Origin of the sequence: Streptomyces sp. ERV7 (assembly GCF_001653515.1) — a bacterium.
Classification (GTDB): domain Bacteria; phylum Actinomycetota; class Actinomycetes; order Streptomycetales; family Streptomycetaceae; genus Streptomyces.
Window position 1 is genome coordinate 1022747 of sequence record NZ_LYOY01000040.1, and the last position, 22701, is coordinate 1045447.

Consider the following 22701-nt stretch of genomic DNA (forward strand, 5'->3'; position numbering starts at 1 on the left):
GCTCGACAGTGCACACCCGACGGCTGTGCCCACGCCAAGCATCCCAGCATTCGGACCGGGCTGCGGGGAATCCGGGGGGCGGGGAGATCGCCGCGGCCCGCAAGACAGCCGAGAAGCTCGCCGCGGCGGAAGCCGCCGAGGCAGCCGATGCCGCGGGGACAGCAGATGCCGCTGAGGCAGCCGATGCAGCTCCGGCCGGCCCAGCCACCCCAGCCGGCCCAGCCGGCCCAGCCACTCCGGCCGCCGAAGGCGCCCCCGAGGCCGAGGAGGGCCAGGCATGATGCTCCTCGCAGGCGGTCACCACCCGGTGCACCACGGCTTCCTCTCCCCGACCGGGGTCGAGATCGCGTTCCTCCTCGTCGGCGCGGTCACCTTCGGCGCCGCCGTCCTCACGGTCACGACCAAGCAGCTGGTGCACGCCGCCCTCTGGCTGGTCGTGGCGCTCGGCGGCATCGCCGTCGAGTACCTCCTGCTCACCGCGGAGTTCATCGCCTGGGTGCAGGTACTGATCTACGTCGGTTCCGTCGTCGTCCTCCTCCTGTTCGGACTGATGCTCACCAAGGCGCCGATCGGCCGCTCCCCGGACGCCGACTCCGGCAACCGATGGGCCGCCCTCGTCGTCGCCCTGGCCGCCGCCGGTTCCCTCCTCTGGGTCGTCGTGGACGCCTTCCGTACGACCTGGATCAACCTGGACGGACCCGGCCAGGGCTCGACCAAGGTCTCCGGCTCGATCCTGTTCCGCCACTGGGTGCTGCCGTTCGAAGCGCTCTCCGTCCTCCTTCTCGCCGCCCTCGTCGGCGCGATCGTCATGTCCCGCAAGAGCGGCGACGCGAGCGGTACTCCCGGCGACGCCCCCAGAGACAAGGAGCAGCGCTGATGCACCTGATCTATCCGGCCGCGCTCGCCGTCCTCCTCTTCTGCACCGGTGTGTACGGAGTGCTCGCGCGCCGCAACGCGATCCTCGTCCTGATGTCCGTCGAGCTGATGCTCAACGCCGTCAACCTCAACCTCGTCGCCTTCGACGTCTGGCTGCGCGACACCCTCCACGGCGGACAGGCGCTCACCCTGTTCACCATCGCCATCGCCGCCGCCGAGATCGGCATCGGTCTGGCGATCGTCCTGGCGGTGTACCGCAACCGGGGCACCTCGGACATCGACAAGCTCCGCGACACCGCCGAGGGCTCCGGCCCCGACGACCCCGCCGCCCCGGCACAGAAGGCTGAGGCCGCCGCGTGACCACCACGACCCTCGCCGTCCTCGTCCCCCTCCTTCCGTTCCTGGGCGCGGCCGCCGGACTTCTGCTCGGCCGCACCGCTCCCGGTTATGTACGCCCGCTGGCCGTACTGCCGACGCTGGCCGCGTTCGTCCTCGCGGTGGTCGTCGCCGTGGACCAGGGCGGCGGCAAGTCGATCGACGCCTCCAGGCGGCTCACCCCGACCGGGTCCGTTCCCATCGACCTCGCCCTGCACCTCGACGGCTTCGCCGCCCTCGTCGCCGTCCTGGTCGGCCTGGTGGCCACCTGTGTGCAGCTGTATTCGACCGGGTACCTGCGCGACGACCCGCGCTACCCCTCGTACGCCGCTCTCGTCTCCCTCTTCACCTCCGCGATGCTGCTCGTCGTCTACTCCGGCGACCTGATGGTGCTGCTGGTCGGCTGGGAGATCATGGGCATCTGCTCGTACTTCCTGGTCGGCCACTACTGGGAGACCCCCGAAGCCCGGGCCGCCTCCCTGAAGGCCTTCCTGGTCACCAAGCTCGGTGACGTCCCCTTCCTGATCGGTCTGTTCGCGCTGGCCACCGACGCCGGTACGTTCCGGATCACCGGGGTCGTCCAGGCCGCCCTCACCGGCGGGATCGACCACCCCACGCTGATCGCCCTGCTGCTCCTCGCCGGTGTGGCGGGCAAGTCCGCGCAGTTCCCGCTGCACACCTGGCTCCCCGACGCGATGGCGGGCCCGACCCCCGTCTCCGCGTTGATCCACGCCGCGACGATGGTCGCGGCCGGCATCTACTTCGTGGCCCGTCTCCTGCCCGTCTTCGCGGCCTCGGCGGCCGCGCTGACCGTGCTCGCCGTGATGGCCGCCGTCACGATGGTCGGCTCGGCCCTGGCCGCCCTCGCGCAGGACGACATCAAGCGCGTCCTCGCCTACTCGACGATCGGTCAGCTCGGCTACATGTCCGGCGCCCTGGCCGTCGGCGACCGCGGCGCCGCCGTTTTCCACCTCCTGTCCCACGGCGCCTTCAAGGCGCTGCTGTTCCTCGCGGCCGGCGTGATCATCCATGCGGCCGGCACCAACTCGCTGTCCGCCATGTCCCGCATGGACGGCCTCGCCAAGCGCATCCCCGACGCGTTCTGGACGATGACCGTCGCCCTGCTCGCGCTCTCCGCGATCCCTCCCTTCGCCGGCTTCTTCTCCAAGGAAGCGGTCCTGTCGGCCGCCGAGCACACCGCCGTCGGCGACAGCACGGTCGCCCCGCAGGGCACCGGCTGGATCGTGCTGATCGCCGGTCTGCTGACCGCCCTGCTCACCGCCGCGTACGCCACCCGCCTGTGGCTGATGGCCTTCCGGGGCAAGGGCTCACCCGCCCCGGACCACGGCCGCCAGCCGGTCGCCATGAACGCCGTCCTGTGGGTGCTCGCCATCCCGTCGCTCGCCTTCGGCCTCACCACCGGCTACCTCGACGACTGGTTCGACGGCCACGCGCTCACCCCGGCCCTGACGACCTCGGTGCTCTCGACCGGCGTCGCCCTGGTCGGCGGACTCGTCACCTACGCCACCTGGCGGCACACCAGCGCCCTGGCCGCGCGCACCCCGATCGGCGCGGTCGCCGCCCACCCGGAGGCGGACGGAGGCCTGGTCGAGGAAGAGGCCATCGCCAGCCACACACCGGTCTACGGCGACATCGCCTCGGCGGAAGACCCGGCCGACCCGGGCCGTCTGCTGCTCGGCCCGCTGCACCGCCACGCGGCCACCGGCTTCCACCTCGACGCGGTCTACCGGACGCTGTTCGTCCGCCCCGTGCTCGCCGCCGCCTCCCTGGTCCGCTTCCTGGACCGCGAGGTCGTCGACACGTACGTACAGGGCGCGGGCGCCCTTCCCCGCTGGCTGGGCGCGGCCGTCCGCAAGGCCCAGACCGGCAATGTGCAGACCTATCTCAGCGCGCTGCTCGCGGGCTCCGCCGTCCTGGCGCTCGTCGCCGTCGTCCTTGCCAACGCCAACGCCGGATCGTGAGCCGTGATTGATATCAGCGCGTCCGTGATGCAGTTCCTTCTCGCGTTCATCGTGGTCGGCCCGCTCGTCGGCGCGGTGGCGGCGCTGCTGCCCGCCCCGCCCGGACTGAAGGGGAAGTCGCCCGGCCAGGCCGTGCTCCGCCACGGCGTGACGGTCACCGGCGCGATCCTGCTCGCGGCGATCGTCCTGGCGCTCGGCTTCGACCGCGACCACCCGTCGAAGATGCAGGCCACGACGGACATCAAGTGGATCCCCACGCTGAACGTGCGCATCCACCTCGGCATCGACGGCATCTCACTCCCCCTTCTCGTCCTGACCGCGTTGCTGACCTTCCTGTGCGCGCTGTACAGCTACTTCAAGATGCCCGCGGGCCCGTCCCCGAAGGCCTTCGTCGCTCTGCTGCTCGTCCTCGAATCCGGCACCCTCGCCACCTTCGCCGTCCTCGACCTGCTGCTCTTCTTCCTCGCGTTCGAGATGGTCCTCATCCCGATGTACTTCCTGATCGCCCGCTGGGGCGGCGACCAACGGCAGGCGGCCGCCTGGAAGTTCATCCTCTACACCCTGCTCGGCTCCGTCGTGATGCTGCTCGGCCTGCTGCTGATCGGGCTGAAGACCGGCACATTCGACATGGTGGCACTCGCCACTGACAACGGCCGGGGGATGACCACATCGGTGCAGGTCATCGCCGTTCTGGCGATCGGGATCGGGCTCGCCGTGAAGACCCCGATGTGGCCGCTGCACAGCTGGCTGCCGGACGCCCACACCGCCGCGCCGACCGTCGGCTCGGTGCTGCTCGCCGGCGTGCTGCTGAAGATGGGAACGTACGGATTCGTCCGGATCGTGCTGCCGATCGCCCCTGATGGAATGCACCGGTTCGCCCCGTATCTGGCGGCCTTCGCCGTCGCCGGGATCATCTACGGCTCGCTGGCCTGCCTGGCCCTGGCCAAGCGCGGCAACAAGGGCGATCTGAAGCGCCTCATCGCGTACTCCTCGGTCGGCCACATGGGCTTCGTGCTCCTCGGCATCGCGAGCATGACCCCGACCGGCGTCAACGGCGCGCTCTTCGCCAACGTCGCCCACGGCCTCATCACCGGCCTGCTCTTCTTCCTCGTCGGCGCCCTCAAGGACCGCTACGGCACCGCCGACCTGGACACCCTCTCGGGCGCGACCGGCGCCGCGCTCTACGGCCGGGCCCCGCGCCTGGGCGGCCTCCTGGCCTTCGCGGCGGTCGCCTCGCTCGGACTGCCGGGCCTCGCCGGGTTCTGGGGCGAGATGCTGGCCATGTTCGGCGCGTTCGACCCCGCCGACGGCCTCAGCCGCCCCGCCTTCCTCACCTTCATGGCCATCGCGGGCTTCGGCACGCTGCTCACCGCCGCGTATCTGCTCGTCGTCGTCCGCCGCGTCTGCATGGGCACGCCGGACAGCCGGCCGCCGGAGCCCCGGCTCGTGGACGTCCAGGGGTACGAAATCGCCTCCTGGAGCCCGCTCGTCGCCCTCACCGTCCTCGCCGGCCTCTGGCCCGCGGTCCTCCTCGGCCTCACCGATCCGGCCGTCCACAAGCTCCTCGCAGGAGGCAAGTCGTGACCGTGGCCGCCGCAAGCGCCGCATCCGTCTCCGGCGCCGCAAGCGTCGTCCAGTCCGTCGACTGGCTCGCGATCGCCCCGCCGGTGATCACCGCGTCTGTCGCGCTGATCGTGCTGGTCGCCGACCTCTTCCTGCCGCAGAAGCGCAAGCCGTTGCTCGGCGGGCTCGCGATCGCCGGGCTCGGCGCCGCGCTGCTCCTCCTCATCCCGCTCCACAAGTCGACGCGCTCGACCTTCTGCCTCACCACCAATCCCGAGGCGTGCAGCTACACCGTCGACCGCTTCACCCTGGTGATCCAGTTCGTGGTGCTCGGCGGCGCCCTGCTCACCGCGCTGCTGTCGTTGACGGGACTCACCGAGGGCGACGAGAAGCTGCCCGCGGGCGAGTTCTGGTTCCTGCTGCTCTCCTCGGCCGCCGGCGCCGCCCTGCTGCCCGCCTCCCGCGACCTGGCCACCCTGGTCGTCGCCCTGGAGGTCGCCTCGCTGCCCGCCTTCGCGCTCGTCGGCCTCAAGCGGGGCGACCGGCTGTCCTCGGAGGCGGCCCTCAAGTTCTTCCTCTCCTCGGTGACCGCGACCGCGGTGATGCTGCTCGGCGTCAGCTTCGTCTACGCCGCGACCGGCACCCTGCACCTCACCGAGATCGCCAACCGCCTCGCCGACGTGCCCTACCAGCTGGACACCGTCGCCCAGACCGGCGTCGCGCTCACCCTGGTGGGCTTCGCCTTCAAGACGGCCGCCGTCCCCTTCCACTTCTGGGTCCCCGACACCTACGTAGGCGCGCCCCTGCCGGTCGCCGCCTATCTGTCGGTCGTCGGCAAGGCCGTCGGCTTCTCCGGCCTCATCCTGGTGTGCGTCATCGCCTTCCCGGCGTACGCGGACGTGTGGGGCCCGGCGCTCGCGGTCGTGGCCGCGCTGACGATGACCATCGGCAACGTGGGCGCACTGCGACAGTCCGCCACGCGCGCGTACAGCGCGGTCCGCCTGCTCGCCTGGTCCTCCGTCGGCCAGGCCGGCTACCTCCTGGTGCCGATCGCGGCGGCGGGCTACTCCAGCGACGCCCAGGTCGGCGCGACCGTCGCGTACGCCCTGATGTACGCCGCGGTGAATCTCGGCGCCTTCGCGGTGGCCGCGCTGGTCGCCCGTACCCGGCCGCTGAACCGTATCGCCGACTACCGGGGCCTGTACGCCGAGCGGCCGTTCGCGGCGCTCGCGCTCGGCTTCTTCCTGCTCTGCCTGGCCGGTCTTCCGCCGGGCATCATCGGCCTGTTCGCCAAGGTGACGGTCTTCTCCGCGGCGGTCGACGCGGGCCTGGGCTGGCTGGCGGTCGTCATGGCGTTCAACGTCGTGATCGCCCTCTACTACTACCTGCGGTGGACCGCCGTACTGTTCCGCGCGCCGGAAGAGGCGGAGGTGCCCGCGGAGTCCGTGGTGGCGGGTGCCGCGGCGGCCGGGGCGGCGGGTGCCGAACCGGGCGGAGCCATGGGTACCGGCGCTGGAGCCGGTGCCGGAACCGCGGGCGTGCCCGTGGCGCGCCCCCGCGTCCCGGCCCCCCTCGCCGCCGCCATCGCGCTCACCGCGCTCGTCGGCGTCGGTCTGTCGGGCATGCCCCAGGTGGCCCTGCACTTCGCGTCCATCAGCCTCTTCTAGCCCCGGCCGGCCCGCGTCCGTTCGGCTCATCGGGGCCACCGGTTCGTGCAGCGGGTTTGAACTCGGGGCCCGGGCAGGGCACTGTCGTACGCGCGTACGTGTGCGCACGCGTGCCCGCACGGCGAACGGCCGGTCGGGCAGCCGGACGACTAGGAGCGAGAGCAGTGCTGAGCGGGTTCAAGGACTTCATCCTTCGCGGGAACATAGTGACGATGGCTGTCGGTCTGGCGGTCGGATCGGCCTTCACGGCCGTCGTCACCGGCTTCAGCACCGCCTTCATCACCCCGCTCATCGGCCTCGCCACCCGGTCGACGGGCGACTTCACCACGGCGACGTTCAAGGTCGAGGGCGTCGAGTTCCCCTACGGGAAGTTCATCGGCGCGGCCATCGCCTTCGTGATCACCGCAGCGGTGCTCTACTTCCTCGTCGTCGTCCCGATGATGAAGGTGCAGACGCGGTTCGACCGCGACAAGCCGATCGACATCAAGGCCGCCCTGCGCGACTGCCCCCGCTGCTACGCCCAGATCCCGGGCATCGCCAGCCGCTGCGCGCACTGCACCAGCGAGCTGGAGCCCGACCCGAAGGCGCTGGAGCTCGCGGGACTGCCCGCGCCGCGCTGACCCACCCGTACGGAGTACGGCGCCCTCCAGAGCGCACAAGGGAACCAGCGGTCCTCGTCTGGCGTTGACCAGTACGGGAGCGTCCACTGGAAAGTGGAAGGACCATCAGGCAAAGGGTTCCCCTGCCGCACCATTTGGAGGGCGTACCGTGCACCGCCGGCACAACGGGTTGAGGACTGCCGTCCTTCTCGGAGGACTGTCCGCGCTCATCATCGTCATCGGCAGCTTCTTCGGGCGTACGGGGCTGATCGTCGCGCTGCTCGTAGCGCTGGGCACCAACGCCTACGCGTACTGGAACAGCGACAAACTGGCTCTGCGCGCCATGCGCGCCCGCCCGGTCAGCGAATTCGAGGCCCCGGCGCTGTATCGGATGGTCCGCGAGCTGTCGACGGCCGCGCGCCAGCCCATGCCGCGCCTGTACATCTCGCCGACCCAGGCGCCGAACGCCTTCGCGACCGGCCGCAACCCCCGCAACGCGGCGGTGTGCTGCACGGAGGGGATCCTTCAGATCCTCGACGAGCGAGAGCTGCGCGGCGTGATCGGCCATGAGCTCAGCCATGTCTACAACCGGGACATCCTGATCTCGTCGGTCGCCGGAGCCCTCGCCTCCGTGATCATGTTCCTGGTCAATTTCGCCTGGTTGATCCCGGTGGGCCGGTCCAACGACGACGACGGCCCCGGCATCGTCGGCATGCTGCTGATCATGATCCTGGGGCCGCTCGCGGCGTCCGTGATCCAGCTGGCGATCAGCCGCTCGCGCGAGTACGAGGCGGACGCCTCGGGCGCGCAGCTGACCGGCGACCCGCTGGCCCTGGCCAGCGCCCTGCGCAAGCTCGACGCGGGCACGAAGCAGCTGCCGCTGCCGCCCGAGCCCCGGATCGAGACCGCGAGCCACATGATGATCGCCAACCCCTTCCGCCCGGGCCAGGGTGTCTCCAAGATGTTCTCGACACATCCGCCGATGGCGGAGCGCATCGCCCGACTCGAACGGATGGCAGGTCGCCCATGAAGACAATCCTGAACGTTATTTGGCTGGTCCTGTGCGGCTTCTGGATGTTCCTGGGCTATCTGCTCGCGGGAGTCCTGCTCTGCATCACGATCATCGGTATCCCCTTCGGTCTGGCTGCCTTCCGCATCGGCCTGTACGCGCTCTGGCCGTTCGGCTACACGGTCGTGGAGCGACGGGACGCGGGCGCCGCGTCCTGCATCGGCAACGTGCTGTGGCTGATCCTGGCGGGCTGGTGGCTGGCGCTCGGCCACATCGTCACGGGCTTCCTGCTGTGCATCACGATCATCGGAATCCCGCTGGGCATCGCGAACTTCAAGCTGATCCCGGTCTCGCTGCTCCCGCTGGGCAAGCAGATCGTGCCGACGGACCAGCCGTTCTACCGGTAGCGAAAAAGTTATCCACAGGGAAAAGGCCAGGTCAGAGTAGCTCCAGACCGATTGTCACAGGCGTGGTCCACCATGGAGCCATGACCGAGAACGAGAAGGTTTCCCAGGCTTTCGCGGCGGGGTTCCACGGCCGAATATGAGGCCGCGGCACGGCTGAACGTGAGGCCGCGCCCCAGCGTGTGACGGGCGGCTCGCGGGTGTCGGCGCCGATACCCGGTCCCGTCCGACGTCCGGTCCGGCGCGACGTGCGGGCCCGATTCGATGCGCGGGCCCGCGTGGGTGCTCGGGCCCTGTGCGGGCACCCGGGCTCGTGCCGGCCGCCGGCACCGACTCAGCGCCGGCGCAGCCGGACGGCGTACGCGACCGCCCCCACGGCCAGCACCGCGCTGCCCGCCACCACCGACGACGGCGGCAGCGCGAAGGCGAGCAGCAGGCAACCGGCCAGCCCGCAGGCCGCGAGCAGCCGCCCGCCACGGCCCGGACCGAGCGTCCAGGCCGACGCGTTGGCGATCGCGTAATAGACGAGCACGCCGAACGACGAGAAGCCGATCGCCCCGCGCAGATCGGCTGTCGCCGCCAGCACCGCCACCACGGCGCCCACCGCTAGCTCCGCGCGGTGCGGCACCTGGAACCGGGGGTGCACGGCGGCCAGCGTGCCCGGCAGATGGCCGTCCCGGGCCATCGCGAGGACCGTGCGCGAGACCCCGAGCACCAACGCGAGCAGGGACCCGAGCGCGGCGACCGCCGCTCCCACCCGCACCACCGGCACCAGCGCCGGCACGCCCGCCGCCCGCACCGCGTCGGCGAGCGGAGCCGCCGCCCGCCCCAGCCCGTCCGCACCCAGTACGGAAAGGACAGCGACCGCGACACAGACATAGACGGCCAGCGCGATGCCCAGCGCCAGAGGAACGGCGCGCGGGATCGTCCGGGCCGGATCGCGCACCTCCTCACCGAGCGTGGCGATCCGGGCGTACCCGGCGAACGCGAAGAAGAGCAGCCCCGCCGCCTGGAGCAGCCCCGTCCGAGCAGCCCCGTCCCGCCCCCGGACAGCCCGACGTCCGGGCGCCCGGCGGCGGACGACCCCAGGCAGGTGGCCACCACCGCCGCGAGGACCGCGAGCACCAGCGCCACGATCGCCCGCGTCAGCCACGCCGACTTCTGCACACCCCCGTAGTTCACGGCGGTCAGCACCACCACCGCCGCGACCGCCACCAAGTGGGCCTGCCCCGGCCAGACATAGGCGCCCACGGTCAGAGCCATCGCCGCACACGAGGAGGTCTTGCCGACGACGAACCCCCAGCCCGCCAGATAGCCCCAGAACGGCCCCAGCCGCTCCCGCCCGTACACATAGGTGCCACCGGACGCGGGATAGCGCGCGGCGAGCCGTGCCGAGGCCATGGCGTTGCAGTACGCGACGGCCGCGGCCAGCGCCAGCGCGGCCAGCAGCCCGGTCCCGGCCGCGTTCGCCGCGGGGGCGAGGGCGGCGAAGATCCCGGCGCCGACCATCGAGCCGAGCCCGATGACCACGGCATCGAAGACGCCGAGAGTGCGCCGCAGTTCCTGTGTCATGCGCCGCACCCTAGCCACCGGGGCAACCGCGCTCGCCAGGGAGTACGTCTTCCGGTGCGTACGACAAGGCAGGAAACGCCACCGAACGAAAGGCAGGTTCAGGACATGGGCATCGTCAGCTGGATCATCCTCGGCCTGCTCGCCGGGGCCATAGCCAAGATCCTGCTCCCCGGGCGGGACCCGGGCGGCCTGATCGGCACGACGGTCATAGGGATAGCGGGTGCGTTCGTCGGCGGCTGGATCTCGGCCCGTTGGATGGACCGCCCCATCGCCAACCACTTCTACGACGGCGCCACTTGGGCGGCGGCGGTCGGTGGCTCACTCGTGCTGCTGATCGCCTACCGCATAGTCTTCGGCAACTCGCGCGACCGCCGCTGAGGCGGTCCGCCCCCTGGGCAGGTCAGCCCTTCAGCCCCGCCTCGCGGAGGGTGAGATTGAGGCGGCCGCCGGCCAGACCGGTCGTCGCCGGGTCACCCGTGCCGGGCAGGACCTTCGGTACGCCGTGAAAGGCGAAGCGGGAGGGGCCGCCGAAGACGAAGAGGTCGCCCGAGGCCAGCTCGACATCGGTGTAGGGGCGACCTCGGTCCTCGGTGTTGCCGAACCGGAAGAGACAGCTGTCGCCGATGCTCAGGGAGACCACGGGCGCGCCGGACCGCTCGTCCTTGTCCTGGTGCATCCCCATGCGCGCGTCGCCGTCGTAGAAGTTGATCAGGGCGGTGTCGGGGGAGTAGCCGTCCCCGGCGGCGGGGTCGTCGTACGCGTCGGCCACCGCCGCGCGCCCCAGCGTGGCGAGCCAGTCGGGGAAGGGGGCGACGGGGAGGCCGTTCACGTCGTCGGCGGTGCGGGTGTACCGGTAGGGCTGCCAGTGCCAGCCGACGCAGACGGTCTGGACGGACATGACACCGCCGCCCGGCAGCACCGTGTGCCGGATGGGGACGGGCTCCCGCGCCCACTCCCGGCAGACGGCCACCAGCTCCCGCTGCCGTTCGGGCGGGAGCCACCCCGGCACATGCACGGCGCCGGGGGCGACGACGGTGCGCGGCCGGGGAAACAGGGCGTCGCTCATCGGCCCGGACTAGCGGGGGCCGCCGGGGATCCCGGGTGCCGCCACCAGCGCCCCCTCCAGCCCCAGAAGGCGCTCCTTGCGCTCCAGGCCGCCCGCGTACCCCTTGAGGGTGCCGTCGGAGCCGATGACGCGGTGGCAGGGGCGTACGACGAGGGCGGGGTTGCGGCCGATGGCGGTGCCGACCGCGCGCACCTTCACCGAGGAGGCCCCGATCCGGCGGGCGATCTCCCCGTACGAGGTGGTGGCCCCGTACGGAATGGAGTCCAGCTCGGCCCAGACCTGCCGCTGGAAGTCGGTGCCCGTGCCGGGCGCGTACTCGATCTCGAAGCGGGTCAGCTCGCCGCCGAAGTACGCCCGCAGCTGGCGGGCGATCTCCTCGAAGGCCTCCGGAGCCCGCCGCCAGCCGTCCAGGACGACGGCGGCGCCCTTCTGGCCGGGCATGGAGAGCGAGACCAGCGCGGTCCCGCCCTTCGCGGTGGCGGACTCCTCGCCGACCAGAAGCAGTTCGCCCAGCGGGCTGTCGAGGGTCGCGTAGACCGTCATCGCACGTTCCTTTCCTCGCGTACGAGTCCTTGCGTACGAGACCGAGTCTGCGACCCCCGCCCGGCCGGTGCTGGCGGAAATCGGACGGGGCGTCCGAGGGTCAGCGGTAGTTCACGAACTGCAGCGCGAAGTCGAAGTCCTTGCCCTTGAGCAGCGCCTGAACGGCCTGGAGGTCGTCCCGGCTCTTGGAGGTGACCCGCAGCTCCTCGCCCTGCACCTGCGCCTTGACGCCCTTGGGGCCCTCGTCGCGGATGACCTTGGCGACCTTCTTGGCGTTCTCCTGCGAGATGCCCTCCTCGATGGAGGCGAAGATCTTGTACTCCTTGCCGGAGAGCTGCGGCTCGCCGGCGTCCAGCGCCTTGAGCGAGATCCCGCGCTTGACCAGCTTGGTCTGGAAGACGTCGAGGATGGCGTTGACGCGGTCCTCGGAGTTGGCCTCCATCAGGATCTTCTCGCCGGACCAAGAGATCGACGCGCCCACGTTCTTGAAGTCGTAGCGCTGCGAGATCTCCTTCGCCGCCTGGTTGAGGGCGTTGTCGACCTCCTGCCGCTCGACCTTCGAGACGATGTCGAAACTGGAGTCGGCCATGTCCTGTGGCTCCTTGCGTCGGGGGCGTGGGGTACGGCCTGGCTGTCGGACCGCTGCCCCAAAGCCTAGCCACCCACACCCGTGCGAAGCGCTGATCAACCGGGTGGCGAAGCACCCCCGGTCATCAGGTATCGTTTACGTCGTTGCCAGGGAGCACCGCCGAAAAGCGGCCGTCCCACCGGTGACATCCCATGGCGGTGTGCCCGAGTGGCCAATGGGAACGGACTGTAAATCCGTCGGCTCTGCCTACCCAGGTTCGAATCCTGGCGCCGCCACGCGATGTGAGACCCCCGTTGATCTGCGGAAACGTAGATCAACGGGGGTTTTCTCGTTGTCCGGTGTCGATCTTTCGAGTGGAATCGAAAGTGGGTGACCTGTCTCACATTGGATCGCTCGGATCCGGGGGCTCCAGGGCGTGCGGGCCAGTCGCGGGCCAAAGAGCCTCTCGTCCAGATGCGCGGCCCGGCGGGGAGCCGCTGTCGCCAGGGACGGGCTTGCCCCCCGTAGTCGCTGGAGCTGAACAACGGTTCCGGGGTGGCAGACCTAGCGAGCGCCGCTAGCGCGCTGGGCACCTTGAGGCTTGAAGTCCGATCTGATCTGCGCGGGCTGCGGGGGAGTGATCGTCGGGACTCTGGAGTGTCCACTTCGTTCAGTGCTCACCCAAGTTCCGCGAAACGGGACACAGATAGTACCGACGTACCCCATGATGGCCAGAGCGACCGTCTCTGTGCATCGCGGGAGCTAACGGGATGGCGTGTCGTCGTGAATCTGCTTTAGTCAAGCGAGGCAAAGATGCGAATTTCAGCGATCAAAGTTAGGAATTTTAAGGGAATCAAGTACGCCAACATCGATGCCCTCGATAATGAGCCTGTAGTGATGATTAGCGGAAGGAATGGGACAGGGAAAAGTCTCCTATTGGAATGCATTGCGTTTGCATGGAATCGAAACCTTAACCCAAATGAGCATGTCGGCCCCTGGTCTGACACTTGCGAGGTGACAATTGCAGTCTCATTGACGGGTGACGAGTATGAAGCAGTCGAGCACTTTCATTTGCGCAGACAGGCAGCGCCCCTAGAGAGAATGGAGGCGTACACTCTGAGCTATGTTCTAGACCGGATTACTGGGTCGATGGCGCACGCTGAAGCGCACCCGGCGATCCTGACGCTCCAGAATGACCAGTTTCAGATGGATCATCCGTTTGCGCGTATCGACTTCCTTCCTGCCGTAAGGATCCTCCCGAGCAGTGATGCCACTGCGGTAAATCTTTCCATCCTTTCGAAGGTGAATGCCGAAAATGAGCGCAAGGGGCTGTTCAATCAGATTCTGCAATCCCAGACGAATGGCCTCAACTCTGTTACGCTGCCAGACGTATCGAGCTATCTCGCGACCCTTGACTATCAATCATTCCTGGCAACTCGACAGGAATTGCCGATAACGAATGAATATGAATTGATCAAAAAGGCTTTCGGGGAGGCGACTGGGAAGCGAATTGGGCAGCCTGTTTTTAATCCTGACACTGGTCAGAGTGGGATTTTTGTTGAAACGCCAGCAGGGGTAAGTCATGCCATCAGTAGGCTGTCGAGTGGGGAAAAGGGCCTGCTTGGCCTGATGTACTTTGTCCGTCGACTTTCAGGTTCGGGCGGGGTGCTGCTAGTAGACGAGCCTGAGCTCCATCTGCATCCCACGCTACAAGCTGCCCTATTTGAGTCGATGAAGGGCTTGGCTGATCGGGCGCAGGTGATCTCTGTAAGTCACTCAGTGAATCTGATTTCAACGTCCCCGATTTCTGGAATGGTCCAGCTAAATCCACCATCGGCGGACGGCGTCAATCAGGCCGTGCGACTCACGGATGATGCTGAGAAGGCAGATCTCATGGCAACGCTGGGCATCAGCCCGGCTAGCCTGCTTCAGTGTGACGGGCTGTTGGTGGTCGAGGGGGAGACCGACGCGAAATTTCTACGCGCAATGTTCCCAGTTGAGCTCGGTCGGCTGTATGTGCTTGTGGCGGGTAGCTCGAAGCAAGTTCTTTCCACTCACAGAACATTGAGTGGTTTCCCCCCGGGGATTCCCTGGCTCTGTCTAGTCGATCGAGACTTGGCTACCGATATCGAGATCGAAGAGCTGGAACAGGGAAATGATCATCTCTATGTTTGGCGCAGGCGTGAGATCGAAAGCTACTTTCTTGAGCCTAAGCTCATCCACTCATTGCTGCTGGTCTTGGGGCGCTCTGAGGGGATCGAAGCGGTGAGCGAGGCGCTGCAGCGTGTAGCGCAGCGCATGAAAGAAGATGTTCTGGAAGCGATCACTGATCGGGAGGTACGCCTGGCACACCCGGCGCCAGGGCCTGCATCGCAGGGCAATAAGTTTGAGAGAATGAGACTTCAGTATGCGGAGTATGCGAAGGTCAACCAAGCTCGCTCGGACCTAGTGCTGTCGACAGCCGAAAAGCAGAGATCGATCTTGGGGGATCGCTGGGCTGCTGACTGGCAAGAGCTGGTAGACCCTAAAAAGGTGCTAGCTGCGCTGAACGTTGAGCTGGGGATCCTCTCAGGTCCTGATGCTCTTAAGGATGCCCTGTCGGCTAGGGCGCGGGATCAGGTAGAACTTCGGGCCCCCGAGTTGGAATCATTCCGACTCAAGCTCGTGAACATCTTGGATGGTAAATGAACACGAGGCGTGCATCCGGGGCTCAAAAAATTAGTGGCTCTCATCGTCGTATTTCTCCGCGCTCTGGCGGGGTGTCCCACTCCTCCATAGCAGCGTCGATCCGCTTGTTGGCTCGTTCCTGGGACTGGGCTAGCACCTTCGCGTAGATGCGGAACATGACCGCGAGGCTGTGGCCGGCTCGGCGGGCGCACTCGGCTGGGTCTACGCCTGAGTGGAGCCAGAAGGAGATGCCAGCGTGGCGGAGGTCGTAGGGGCGCTTGGCGAGTAGGGAGGCTTGGTCTGCGGGGGAGAGGGCAGCCTTCCTTGCTCTGGCCCACACCTCTCCGTATCCGCTCTCCTGGACTATTCCGCCGCGCAGGGTCTGGAAGACGCGGCCGTCCTTTGCTGTGCCGTGGTCCTTGAGGTGCTGCCGCAGCATCTGGACGAAGATCGGTGGGATCGGGATCGGGCGGGATTCCTCCGGGGCTCGCCATTTCAGGCTTCGCTGATCGTGCGCGGTGCCGTCGTCCGTCCAGGCCCTGCCGGCGCGGACCATCCCGCGGCGCAGAGTCAGCGTGCCCCAGCCTTTTGTCGGCAGGTGGCACTGCTCGACGCGGAGGTTCACCACTTCTGACGGGCGCATGGCCGCGTGGTACATGCAGCCGAAGAACGCTTCCATGCTCTCGCCTCGCGGGCCCTGGGCGCGGACCGCGGTCAGGAGCTGGGCCACCTGGCGAGGATTCGCGACGCACTCGGGGTCTACCTCTTCCGAGGTACGTGGGGGCGTCCAGTTCACGGAATCCAGTGGGTTCGCCATCGTGGTGAAGTACTTCGATTCGGCGGCGAAGGTCATGGCCTGGTTGAAGCAGACGCGCTTGCGGCGGGCCGTTCGTGCCGCCGCTGGCTTCCCGTTGAGCTTGGTGCTCAGTGCTTGGAGTGCCTTGCGGAGTATCAGAGGGTCTTCGAGCTCGGATACCGAGATCGACTGCTTCTTCAACCAGTCCAGGGCATCGGCCCACTCCTGGCGCGGCTCCTGCTCGCGGGCCTTCTTGTTGTACGACCAGCTGTACAGCGCGCGTCGCAGAACCCTGTGGTCGGGGCGGCCCGTCTCCGACTTCACCAGGGCGGGTGTGATCGAGGCCAAGGCGTCGGCGAAGCCGGGGCGGGACTTCGCCGGTGTGGTGTCCCAACGAGAGTCGATGAACGCCACAGAGTGGTCGTACCAAGTGACGGCTTGCTTCTGCTTGCGGAGCTCCGAGAGCGGGAGCCGTGTCTCCAGGTCGAAGGCTTCGCCGTTGCGGGCCGCCGTGATGAGCTCGGCCTTTCGGCTGTCGGCCAGGGGCTTCGTCAGGTACGACTCGGATTTCTCCCGGCCCGCGACGGCCCATCTGACCTCGAAGGGCTTTCGTCTCCCGGAGCGCTCGCGGATGTCCCAGAAGCGGACGTTGTAGCTCGTGGGCATCAGTGAGTGGCCTCCTCGTGGCTCTCTAACCACGCGTCGAACTCGTGGCGGCGGAACCGGAGGTGGCCGTTGGGGAGCTTTATGCACTTGGGTGCCTTGCCGCGGGCGCGCATGCGATAGAAGGCGGCGCGTGACATGTCGAGCTCGTGCAGGACGTCGGCGAGTTTCAGGTGCGGTTCTCGGCGCAAGGCGATCAAACCCCCTTGGTGATCGGGTTGGTGGTCGGCGGGGCGTCGCATCCCGGATGGGTCGTTTCGCCGTAAGCGGCCAGGACGCTGTCGAGCGGGTAGCCGCAGGCGGTGCAGACGGGCGCGGGAGCAGAGAGAGGCTGCATTTCAGCGTCCCCAGCGGTCCCAGCGTCCCCCTGCTCGTATTCATGCAGGTCAGCGGTACTGCCGTGGGGGGACGCTACGAAGAGGGCAGCGTCCCCCTCAGCGGCCTCAGCGTCCCCCCGAGGCGGGAGGGGGGACGCTGAGGGCGTCGCGCTAGCGTCCCCCCTGTTTGCGCTGGTCACAGGCGTTTCAGGGACGGTGGGGGACGCTGGGGACGCTGTTTCGCACCTTCTCTCTGGGGATGGCGTCAGCTTGTACAGGCGCTGCTTCTTCGGCTTCGGGCCGCGCTGGGAGTCGTCGACTTCGATGCCGATCGTGCGCAGCGCCGGTGCGAGGCGCTTCAGCTGGCCGCCCGCGCGCGTGGGGTCCTTTGGCCACTTCTTGGGCAGCTTGTCGGGGGTCGCAACCTGTTCGAGCAGCTGCGAGGCCGTGACGGTGATGCCTTCGGCTCCCGCCTTGTCGACCAGGTCGACCACGGCCTGGGCGAAGGGTTCGCCGTCCAGGACGTCGGCGACGGCGTCGGCCGTGGCGGACTTGTACGAGTCCAGCGTGTGCCAGCCGGTGACGTGGTCCACGGCGGCCAGGACGCGGGCGAAGTCCGCCATGCGTGGGCGCTCGCTCAGCTCGATGTCCGGGAGGGCCTTGAGGACCTTGGCCAGGAGGTCGAACAGCGAGGCGAGGATGGCGGGGTGGGCGTCGGCGTATGCCCGGTCCAGCTCAGCTTCCTCGCGGCGCCGGTGGTCCGGGATGAGCTGGAGTTCGATCGTGAGTAGCCGCTCGGCCAGGTCGCCCGCGAGCGCGCCGGCGTCGATGGTCGTCATGGCCAGGACGCGCCGGAATTCGAGTACGACCACGTCGTCGTCCGTGTAGAGGGCGCGGTCGACGATGCCGTCGCCCGTCACCGCCCGGCACAGGGCGTCGGAGAGCCAGTCCGGGACCGTGGAGACGTTGTCCAGGCAGATGGCCCACGAGTTAAAGGCCTGCACAGCCCAGGACTTCAGGTCGCGGGGTGCGGTGCGCTTCGGGGCGCCGGACGGGTCGATGATGCCGATCACCATGGCCGCGCCCTTGGACTTGCCGGTGCCCTGTTCCCCGCGGAACGCGAGGATCGGGTGCGGCAGGTCCGGGATGAAGGAGGCGACCAGCCATGCGGCCAGGAGCTCGAAACCGTCGTCGGTCGTGTTGAGGAGTGTGCGCAGCTTGGCCAGGCCGTCGCCGTCACTGACCGGTTCGGGCAGCGGCTTCATGGCGCCCGAGCGTCGGAAGACCACGGGGGAGGCGGGCAGGCGCTGCCAGCCGTCGGTGTCCACGGCGACGCAGCGGCCGTCGGAGGTGCCGAGGTCGATGATGATGCGCTCGTGGTGTCTGGCTACGCGTAACTGGGGCGTACGTGGGTCTGCCACTGCGGCGATTCCTTCCAGGACGGTCATGGCGTCGGCGAGAGCGGACTGGGACGGGACCGTCCCGTTGTTGCTGTCGGCGAACTGGCGGGCGAGTTGGGAACGCAGGCCGGCCTTGCCTCGCAGCGGGAGGGCGAGGTTGGGGCCGCCGATCGTGACGCCGTACGGGCGGCCGTCGTCCGACATGAACAGCTCGTAGCGTTCGCGGGCGAGCGCGGCGAGCTGGGAGGCCTGCGAGGGGCCCTTCTTGTCGGGATCGATGCCGTTGGCCTCGACGATGCTCCGCGCGAGAGCAGTGGGGGCGGGGGAAGTTGTGCCGTTGGCGCGCAGGGTCACCGGCGGCCTCGCGCGGCGGATGTGACGGTGGCGCGGGCCTCGTTCTCCGAGAGGCCGATGTGCACGGCGGCGTCCACGAGGGCCTGCGCCAGGCTCGGACCCTGATCGGTCTCACGAGCCCGGCACGCAGCCCAGTACAGGCGGTCATTGCGCTGACCGTCCGGAGCATCGAGAACGAACTGCACCAGGGCGATGGCCTGGCGGCCGGAGACCGGCAGGGCGGGGGAGAGCGTTCGTGGGGGCACTGCCGGGGCGAGCAGAAGCAGCAGTGCGTCCGGGGCCTCGACGATGGGGTGCCGTTCGGTGCCGGGGGTGCGTACGTACTGCCCGCGCACGGTGATCGAGCCCGGCCCGACCAGGTAACCACCCGAGCCGCGCACGTCGATGCCGGGCGCCAGGCGGCCGGCGGAGTTCGGCACGGTGCGGCCTGCAGGACCACGAAGCCACAGGTGTAGGCCGCCGCTCGGAGTCGTCACGCTGACCGTCGCGGGGACGGTGAAGCCGTGGTCGTGCGTCAGGCGCTGGAAGTTGGCGATCCCGTCGACGTCGTTCTTCACGTCCAGGTCCACGCCGATGAGGTGGTGCGGCGGTGTGCCGCAGGCGATGCCGTAGCCGGTGGCCCAAGGGGCGGCGGCGAACAGGGTCCGGATGGCGTCGGGATCGGTGGTGGCGTCGTGGATGCCATGGCCGATCTGCCCGCACTCGCCCCGGCAGCGCGCGGGGCGGCGCTGTGCACGGTGTGGGGAGCGAACCGCGGGCAGTTTCGTGCGGCTCAGCGGGATGACCGCGAGGCCGCATGCGGCTGCTTTCAACGCCGGGTTGACGATCGTGCGGGGGGCAGGGCGGGGCATGCTCGTCTCCTTCTCGCAGGGCAGTGACGGGGGGCGTCAGACGCGTCAGGCGGCGGTGCTGCGCGTCTGACGGGGGTCGCGCGCACGTATGACCTGTGCGTTCGGGCGGTTCGGCGTCAGGGGCGTCTGACGCGTCTGTCGCGTCAGGGCCGTCAGGCCGCTTCGTCGTCCTCGTCGCGCACGATGCGGTACGAGCCCGTCTCGTCGGTCTCTTCGAGGCGGCCCGCCATGACGAAGGCGGCGACCTGGCCGGAGACCCAGGAGCGGGAGCGGCCGTGGCGGTCGCAGTGCGCCATGAAGTCCGCGGGGCGGACCACCGTGCGGCCCTGCGCCTCGAACTCGTCCAGGAGCTCTTCCATCGCCCGCCGGGCCTGTGCGGGAGAGAGCTGGATCTTCGGTTGGGCGGGAGGGCGATCGGAGAACTGGACGACCGTGGTGGGCTCGGGGAGCGGCTGCTCGGGGTCGATGTCGTCCAGGTCCTCGTCGTACGCGTCGTCGTCCTCCGAGTCCTCCGCGTCGTACGAGGTCGGCTCACCGGCGAAGGCCTCGTCCGCGTCGTAGTCGTCGTCCAGCCTCTGGTCGTACGTGGTCTCAGGCATGGCGGTGTCCTCCTCGGGGTGCGTGGTGCCGGGCAGGGGATGGCGGGTGCGGCGGGTGTACTGGCGGTCGGCGGCCTTGGCCGCGGCGGCTTCGGTGACCGGATCGGCGGCGGCACGCACGGAGGCGAACGCGAGGACGACCCAGTCCAGGTACTCGCGGGCAGTCAGGTAGCTGCGCGCGGGAGTGGCCCACAGCGTCTCGGGGACGCCGTTGGCGACCAGGTAGGAGTAGCCCGGCTTCTTGTCCTTCCAGAGGTGCGGCGCGGCGCCGGCGTCTAGGACGTCGTCGTCCAGGGCGAAGGTGGCGTCGCGGTCGTTGCGTACGCCGAAGCACCAGGTGGAGCCGAGGGAGGCGCGGGTGTCGGTGGAGACCTGGTTGCCGGAAGCGCGCTGCATGGAGACGACCAGGGAGATGCCTGCTGAACGGGCTTCCTGGCCGATGCCGGTGAAGACATCGTCGTCGGTCTCGCGGATCGTCTTGGCGGCTTCCTCGAACCAGCCGATCAGGTACGGCATGCCCGGGGATCCATCGGACTGGACTTCGGCGCACGCGGGTTCCCACTGCTTGTAGCCGTACTTGGCCAGCCATGCCGTGCGGGCCGGGATGGCAGCCTTCAGCGCGGCGATCATGGCCTTGGTGGACTTCATGTCCAGGGCGGCCCAGTCGATCGCCGGGAGCAGGGGGCCGAGGGTCTGCTCGGACTTGGAGGGGTCGGAGGCCCACACGATCACGTCACGGCGAGTCAGGATCTCCCCGAGCGCAGTGACGCCGCCCTCGGATTTGCCTGAGCCGGTCATTCCCATGACGAGCAGCATCATCGCGTTGCGGGATGCGGCCGGGTCGCCCGGGAAGTACAGGATGGCTTCGGTGCCGTCTTCGTATATCGCCACGTGTACCGGGTCGGCGATCGAGCCGCCGGGGTGCGACGGCCCGGGGCAGGGGATGGTGTTCTTCAGCAGGTCGCGGGGTACGACGGTGAGCTGGACCCGGGACGCGGAGTCCGGGTCGTTGACCACGCGTACCGCGTTGGGAGGCACGTCCAGCGCGGAGGCGAGTTTCGGCAGCGCCTTGGCGACGTCGTCGTGGGTGAGTTCGCCGCGAGGCAGCTGGAGGTCGAAAGTCGCCTTGTTCGGCGCGACCGTCGAACCGGTGACCTGGGTCTTGGCGAGGCCGACCTTTTCGAGGAGCCCGCCGTCCGAGCCGCTGCCGGTCTGGTCGGGGTTGCGGCGCAGGATCTGACGGATGTTCCACGTCAGCGCCAGGGTGGGGGCGCCGATGAAGTACAGGCCGGGCAGCGGGCCGGCCGTGGGGCCCGCGATGGCGGCCGCGGTGAACCAGCTGGACGACGCGGCCACCGTGATCGCGGAGTGCAGACGGCGCTGCTGGGTGGTGGCCTTGCCCGCCCACCAGGTCGCCGACGTGAGCGCGACGGATGCGAGGGTGAGACCGGCGGTCGCGGCGGCGTTGTCGGCCCAGAACAGATGGGCGGGCAGGGAGGCCAGGCCGGTCCCGATCCCGGCCAGCCACGGGGGCAGGTGCGGCTTGGCGCGGTGCAGCAGGTACTCGATGACGCCCCCGCCGCCGGTCGCGGCCCGCAGCTGCTCCTCGTAGACCTGCTCAGGCAGGATCTCGTGCACGGCCTGGACTCCTTGCCTGGTCGGTTACTGGTTGAAGTCGAAGCGGCGGCGTGGCTGCCGCATCTGCCGGGCGCGGTAGTTCGCGAGCTCGGGCTCGAACTCCCGCTGGAACGCGGCATAGGTGGCGGCGGCGTTCTTCGCGGCGTCGCGGGCGTCGTCGGCGACCTTCTTCAGCCGCCGGGAGACGCGGCGGGCCCTCGCGCGCGAGCCGAAAGCACGGCCATCGGGGTCAGGAATCTCCTTCAGTGCGCCGTTGAGGACTTCGGCGGCGCCGGCGAGCTCGAAGGACAGCTGAAGGAAGACGTATCGGGCCTGGTCGCAGTAGGCGCGCACGTCGCTGCTGTTGAAGAACTCCGGGTCGCCGAGCGGACTGTGGCCGGGCTTGTTTCCACCGGCCGCACCGCGAGAGAAGAAGCCTTTGCCGGGTCCGGCGCCCGTGCGGTTGCCGCCGGGCTCGTTGACGTGGAAGTGGTACTCGCGGGTGCGCGTGCGGTTCGTGGTCCGCGTCCGGCTCTTACCGCCGCCGGTGCCGGTCTGACGGGAGCCGTTGGACGACTGGGAGCGGCCCTGCTGGCCGCCTCCGGATCCGTTCCGCTTGCTGAAGTTGGAGGTGAAGCCGTTGCCGTTCGGGTTGTTGCTGAAGGGCATCAGACGGTCTCCTCAATCGGGTCGGTGGAAGTGCGGCGGGCGCGCAGCCACATGACCTGTGCGGAGATCGCGGTGACCAGCCACAGCAGTCCGAGCGGACCGGCGGTGGGGCCGAAGGCGAGCGCGCACGCGGCCCACACGATGGCCGTGGTGGTCAGCAGGGCCAGGGCACGGCGCCACCGGCGTACGGAACGGTCCGCCTGGGGCTCGCGGCGGTTGGTCCACACGAGCCAGCCGAGCGGTAACGCGGCGACGGGAGCCAGGAGCAGGCCGGTCCAGCTGGCCAGTACGTGCCCGATCGCGACGGCCACGAAGGCGAGCAGCGCCAACGCGGTCGGGGCCCACGTGCCGCGCTGCTCCCAGAACCACATGCCCGCGGCGGTGGCCGCGCGTCGGGTGAGAGTGGGGCGTTCGGGGACGATCAGCACGATGGGCTGGGAGTCGCGACGGCGGGTGCGCGGGATGTGGTGGACAGTGCGGGCGGCGCCGTGTCCGTACGGCAGCTTCGTCGTGCGGGGACGGGTGCGGTTGGGCATGGCCGGTG

General features: G+C 69.0%; 20 protein-coding genes, 1 tRNA gene and 2 pseudogenes. 12 read left to right on the top strand and 11 right to left on the bottom strand.

The genetic code is table 11. From position 1 onward, the window contains the following. Window positions 1-277: 277 nt before the first annotated feature. The 8 genes from A8W25_RS19165 (at window position 278) to A8W25_RS19200 (ending at window position 8478) form a co-directional block, all read left to right on the top strand. Window positions 278-877, top strand: coding sequence for an NADH-quinone oxidoreductase subunit J (locus tag A8W25_RS19165; RefSeq protein WP_067163077.1), 600 nt, complete (start codon window positions 278-280; stop codon window positions 875-877). Continuing rightward, on the top strand, window positions 877-1236 hold the full coding sequence (nuoK, locus tag A8W25_RS19170; RefSeq protein WP_067163079.1) for an NADH-quinone oxidoreductase subunit NuoK: 360 nt from the start codon (window positions 877-879) through the stop codon (window positions 1234-1236). Before A8W25_RS19165 ends, nuoK begins: the two co-directional genes overlap by 1 nt. Then, window positions 1233-3233 carry an NADH-quinone oxidoreductase subunit L gene (locus A8W25_RS19175; RefSeq protein ID WP_067163081.1) on the top strand — a complete coding sequence of 667 codons (2001 nt, stop codon included), beginning with the start codon at window positions 1233-1235 and terminating at the stop codon, window positions 3231-3233. Before nuoK ends, A8W25_RS19175 begins: the two co-directional genes overlap by 4 nt. 27 nt (window positions 3234-3260) lie before the next feature. Next, a complete protein-coding gene (locus A8W25_RS19180) occupies window positions 3261-4817 on the top strand; it encodes an NADH-quinone oxidoreductase subunit M (protein WP_067163083.1) in 1557 nt (518 codons plus the stop codon). Continuing rightward, window positions 4814-6463, top strand: a complete 1650-nt coding sequence (locus tag A8W25_RS19185; protein ID WP_067163085.1) for an NADH-quinone oxidoreductase subunit N — start codon at window positions 4814-4816, stop codon at window positions 6461-6463. Before A8W25_RS19180 ends, A8W25_RS19185 begins: the two co-directional genes overlap by 4 nt. A 164-nt stretch (window positions 6464-6627) precedes the next feature. Then, window positions 6628-7083, top strand: coding sequence for an MscL family protein (locus tag A8W25_RS19190; RefSeq protein WP_067163087.1), 456 nt, complete (start codon window positions 6628-6630; stop codon window positions 7081-7083). A 148-nt stretch (window positions 7084-7231) separates the two neighbouring features. Next, window positions 7232-8092, top strand: a complete 861-nt coding sequence (gene htpX / locus A8W25_RS19195; protein WP_067163090.1) for a zinc metalloprotease HtpX — start codon at window positions 7232-7234, stop codon at window positions 8090-8092. Further along, window positions 8089-8478 (top strand): YccF domain-containing protein, encoded by a 390-nt coding sequence (locus tag A8W25_RS19200; protein ID WP_067163093.1) that lies wholly within the window; start codon window positions 8089-8091, stop codon window positions 8476-8478. Before htpX ends, A8W25_RS19200 begins: the two co-directional genes overlap by 4 nt. A 331-nt stretch (window positions 8479-8809) precedes the next feature. Here A8W25_RS19200 and A8W25_RS19205 read toward each other — a convergent pair. Continuing rightward, a pseudogene (locus A8W25_RS19205) lies at window positions 8810-10047 on the bottom strand (APC family permease). A gap of 105 nt (window positions 10048-10152) precedes the next feature. On the opposite strand from A8W25_RS19205, the gene A8W25_RS19210 reads away from it, so the two are divergent. After that, window positions 10153-10425, top strand: a complete 273-nt coding sequence (locus tag A8W25_RS19210) for a GlsB/YeaQ/YmgE family stress response membrane protein (RefSeq protein WP_067163096.1) — start codon at window positions 10153-10155, stop codon at window positions 10423-10425. 22 nt (window positions 10426-10447) lie between these two features. On the opposite strand, the gene A8W25_RS19215 is transcribed toward A8W25_RS19210, so the two are convergent. The 3 genes from A8W25_RS19215 to A8W25_RS19225 form a co-directional block, all read right to left on the bottom strand. Next, a complete protein-coding gene (locus tag A8W25_RS19215) occupies window positions 10448-11113 on the bottom strand; it encodes an alpha-ketoglutarate-dependent dioxygenase AlkB family protein (protein WP_067163098.1) in 666 nt (221 codons plus the stop codon). Window positions 11114-11122: 9 nt separating this feature from the next. Next, on the bottom strand, window positions 11123-11656 hold the full coding sequence (locus A8W25_RS19220; protein ID WP_067163101.1) for a methylated-DNA--[protein]-cysteine S-methyltransferase: 534 nt from the start codon (window positions 11654-11656) through the stop codon (window positions 11123-11125). 100 nt (window positions 11657-11756) lie between these two features. Then, window positions 11757-12245: a YajQ family cyclic di-GMP-binding protein gene (locus A8W25_RS19225; protein ID WP_067163103.1), complete on the bottom strand. Its 489-nt coding sequence runs from the start codon at window positions 12243-12245 to the stop codon at window positions 11757-11759. Window positions 12246-12438: 193 nt separating this feature from the next. Here A8W25_RS19225 and A8W25_RS19230 point away from each other — a divergent pair. The 3 genes and pseudogenes from A8W25_RS19230 (at window position 12439) to A8W25_RS32610 (ending at window position 14912) form a co-directional block, all read left to right on the top strand. Beyond that, a tRNA-Tyr gene (locus A8W25_RS19230) sits at window positions 12439-12520 on the top strand. A 517-nt stretch (window positions 12521-13037) separates the two neighbouring features. Continuing rightward, a pseudogene (locus tag A8W25_RS35770) lies at window positions 13038-13181 on the top strand (AAA family ATPase); the annotation flags it as partial. Window positions 13182-13238: 57 nt separating this feature from the next. After that, complete coding sequence (locus tag A8W25_RS32610; protein WP_234386504.1) at window positions 13239-14912, top strand: AAA family ATPase; 1674 nt, start codon at window positions 13239-13241, stop codon at window positions 14910-14912. Window positions 14913-14952: 40 nt separating this feature from the next. Here A8W25_RS32610 and A8W25_RS19235 read toward each other — a convergent pair whose 3' ends face one another. The 7 genes from A8W25_RS19235 to A8W25_RS19265 all read right to left on the bottom strand — a co-directional run bounded on the left by A8W25_RS19235 (window position 14953) and on the right by A8W25_RS19265 (window position 22693). Continuing rightward, on the bottom strand, window positions 14953-16353 hold the full coding sequence (locus tag A8W25_RS19235; protein WP_067163105.1) for a tyrosine-type recombinase/integrase: 1401 nt from the start codon (window positions 16351-16353) through the stop codon (window positions 14953-14955). Then, the gene (locus A8W25_RS35035) at window positions 16353-16541 is read right to left on the bottom strand and encodes a helix-turn-helix transcriptional regulator (protein WP_267890388.1); all 189 of its coding nucleotides are present in this window, start codon (window positions 16539-16541) and stop codon (window positions 16353-16355) included. Before A8W25_RS35035 ends, A8W25_RS19235 begins: the two co-directional genes overlap by 1 nt. Before the next feature lie 5 nt (window positions 16542-16546). Next, window positions 16547-18421, bottom strand: a complete 1875-nt coding sequence (locus A8W25_RS19245) for an ATP-binding protein (RefSeq protein ID WP_199831780.1) — start codon at window positions 18419-18421, stop codon at window positions 16547-16549. Next, window positions 18418-19272, bottom strand: coding sequence for a bifunctional DNA primase/polymerase (locus A8W25_RS19250; RefSeq protein WP_067163106.1), 855 nt, complete (start codon window positions 19270-19272; stop codon window positions 18418-18420). The genes A8W25_RS19245 and A8W25_RS19250 overlap by 4 nt, the downstream gene beginning before the upstream one ends. A gap of 152 nt (window positions 19273-19424) precedes the next feature. Further along, on the bottom strand, window positions 19425-21509 hold the full coding sequence (gene traB / locus A8W25_RS19255) for a plasmid transfer protein TraB (protein WP_067163107.1): 2085 nt from the start codon (window positions 21507-21509) through the stop codon (window positions 19425-19427). A gap of 24 nt (window positions 21510-21533) precedes the next feature. Continuing rightward, window positions 21534-22157 (bottom strand): plasmid transfer protein TraA, encoded by a 624-nt coding sequence (gene traA / locus A8W25_RS19260; protein WP_067163109.1) that lies wholly within the window; start codon window positions 22155-22157, stop codon window positions 21534-21536. Beyond that, complete coding sequence (locus A8W25_RS19265; RefSeq protein ID WP_067163110.1) at window positions 22157-22693, bottom strand: hypothetical protein; 537 nt, start codon at window positions 22691-22693, stop codon at window positions 22157-22159. The genes traA and A8W25_RS19265 overlap by 1 nt, the downstream gene beginning before the upstream one ends. Window positions 22694-22701: the final 8 nt, after the last annotated feature.

Excerpts from the sequence above, each read along its gene's own strand:
- A8W25_RS19165 (WP_067163077.1), top strand. The coding sequence starts at position 278 with ATGATGCTCCTCGCAGGCGGTCACCACCCGGTGCACCACGGCTTCCTC.
- nuoK (WP_067163079.1), top strand. The coding sequence starts at position 877 with ATGCACCTGATCTATCCGGCCGCGCTCGCCGTCCTCCTCTTCTGCACC.
- A8W25_RS19180 (WP_067163083.1), top strand. The coding sequence starts at position 3,261 with ATGCAGTTCCTTCTCGCGTTCATCGTGGTCGGCCCGCTCGTCGGCGCG.
- A8W25_RS19200 (WP_067163093.1), top strand. The coding sequence starts at position 8,089 with ATGAAGACAATCCTGAACGTTATTTGGCTGGTCCTGTGCGGCTTCTGG.
- A8W25_RS19210 (WP_067163096.1), top strand. The coding sequence starts at position 10,153 with ATGGGCATCGTCAGCTGGATCATCCTCGGCCTGCTCGCCGGGGCCATA.
- A8W25_RS19215 (WP_067163098.1), bottom strand. The coding sequence starts at position 11,113 with ATGAGCGACGCCCTGTTTCCCCGGCCGCGCACCGTCGTCGCCCCCGGC.
- A8W25_RS19220 (WP_067163101.1), bottom strand. The coding sequence starts at position 11,656 with ATGACGGTCTACGCGACCCTCGACAGCCCGCTGGGCGAACTGCTTCTG.
- A8W25_RS19225 (WP_067163103.1), bottom strand. The coding sequence starts at position 12,245 with ATGGCCGACTCCAGTTTCGACATCGTCTCGAAGGTCGAGCGGCAGGAG.
- A8W25_RS19235 (WP_067163105.1), bottom strand. The coding sequence starts at position 16,353 with ATGCCCACGAGCTACAACGTCCGCTTCTGGGACATCCGCGAGCGCTCC.
- A8W25_RS19250 (WP_067163106.1), bottom strand. The coding sequence starts at position 19,272 with ATGCCCCGCCCTGCCCCCCGCACGATCGTCAACCCGGCGTTGAAAGCA.
- traA (WP_067163109.1), bottom strand. The coding sequence starts at position 22,157 with ATGCCCTTCAGCAACAACCCGAACGGCAACGGCTTCACCTCCAACTTC.
- A8W25_RS19265 (WP_067163110.1), bottom strand. The coding sequence starts at position 22,693 with ATGCCCAACCGCACCCGTCCCCGCACGACGAAGCTGCCGTACGGACAC.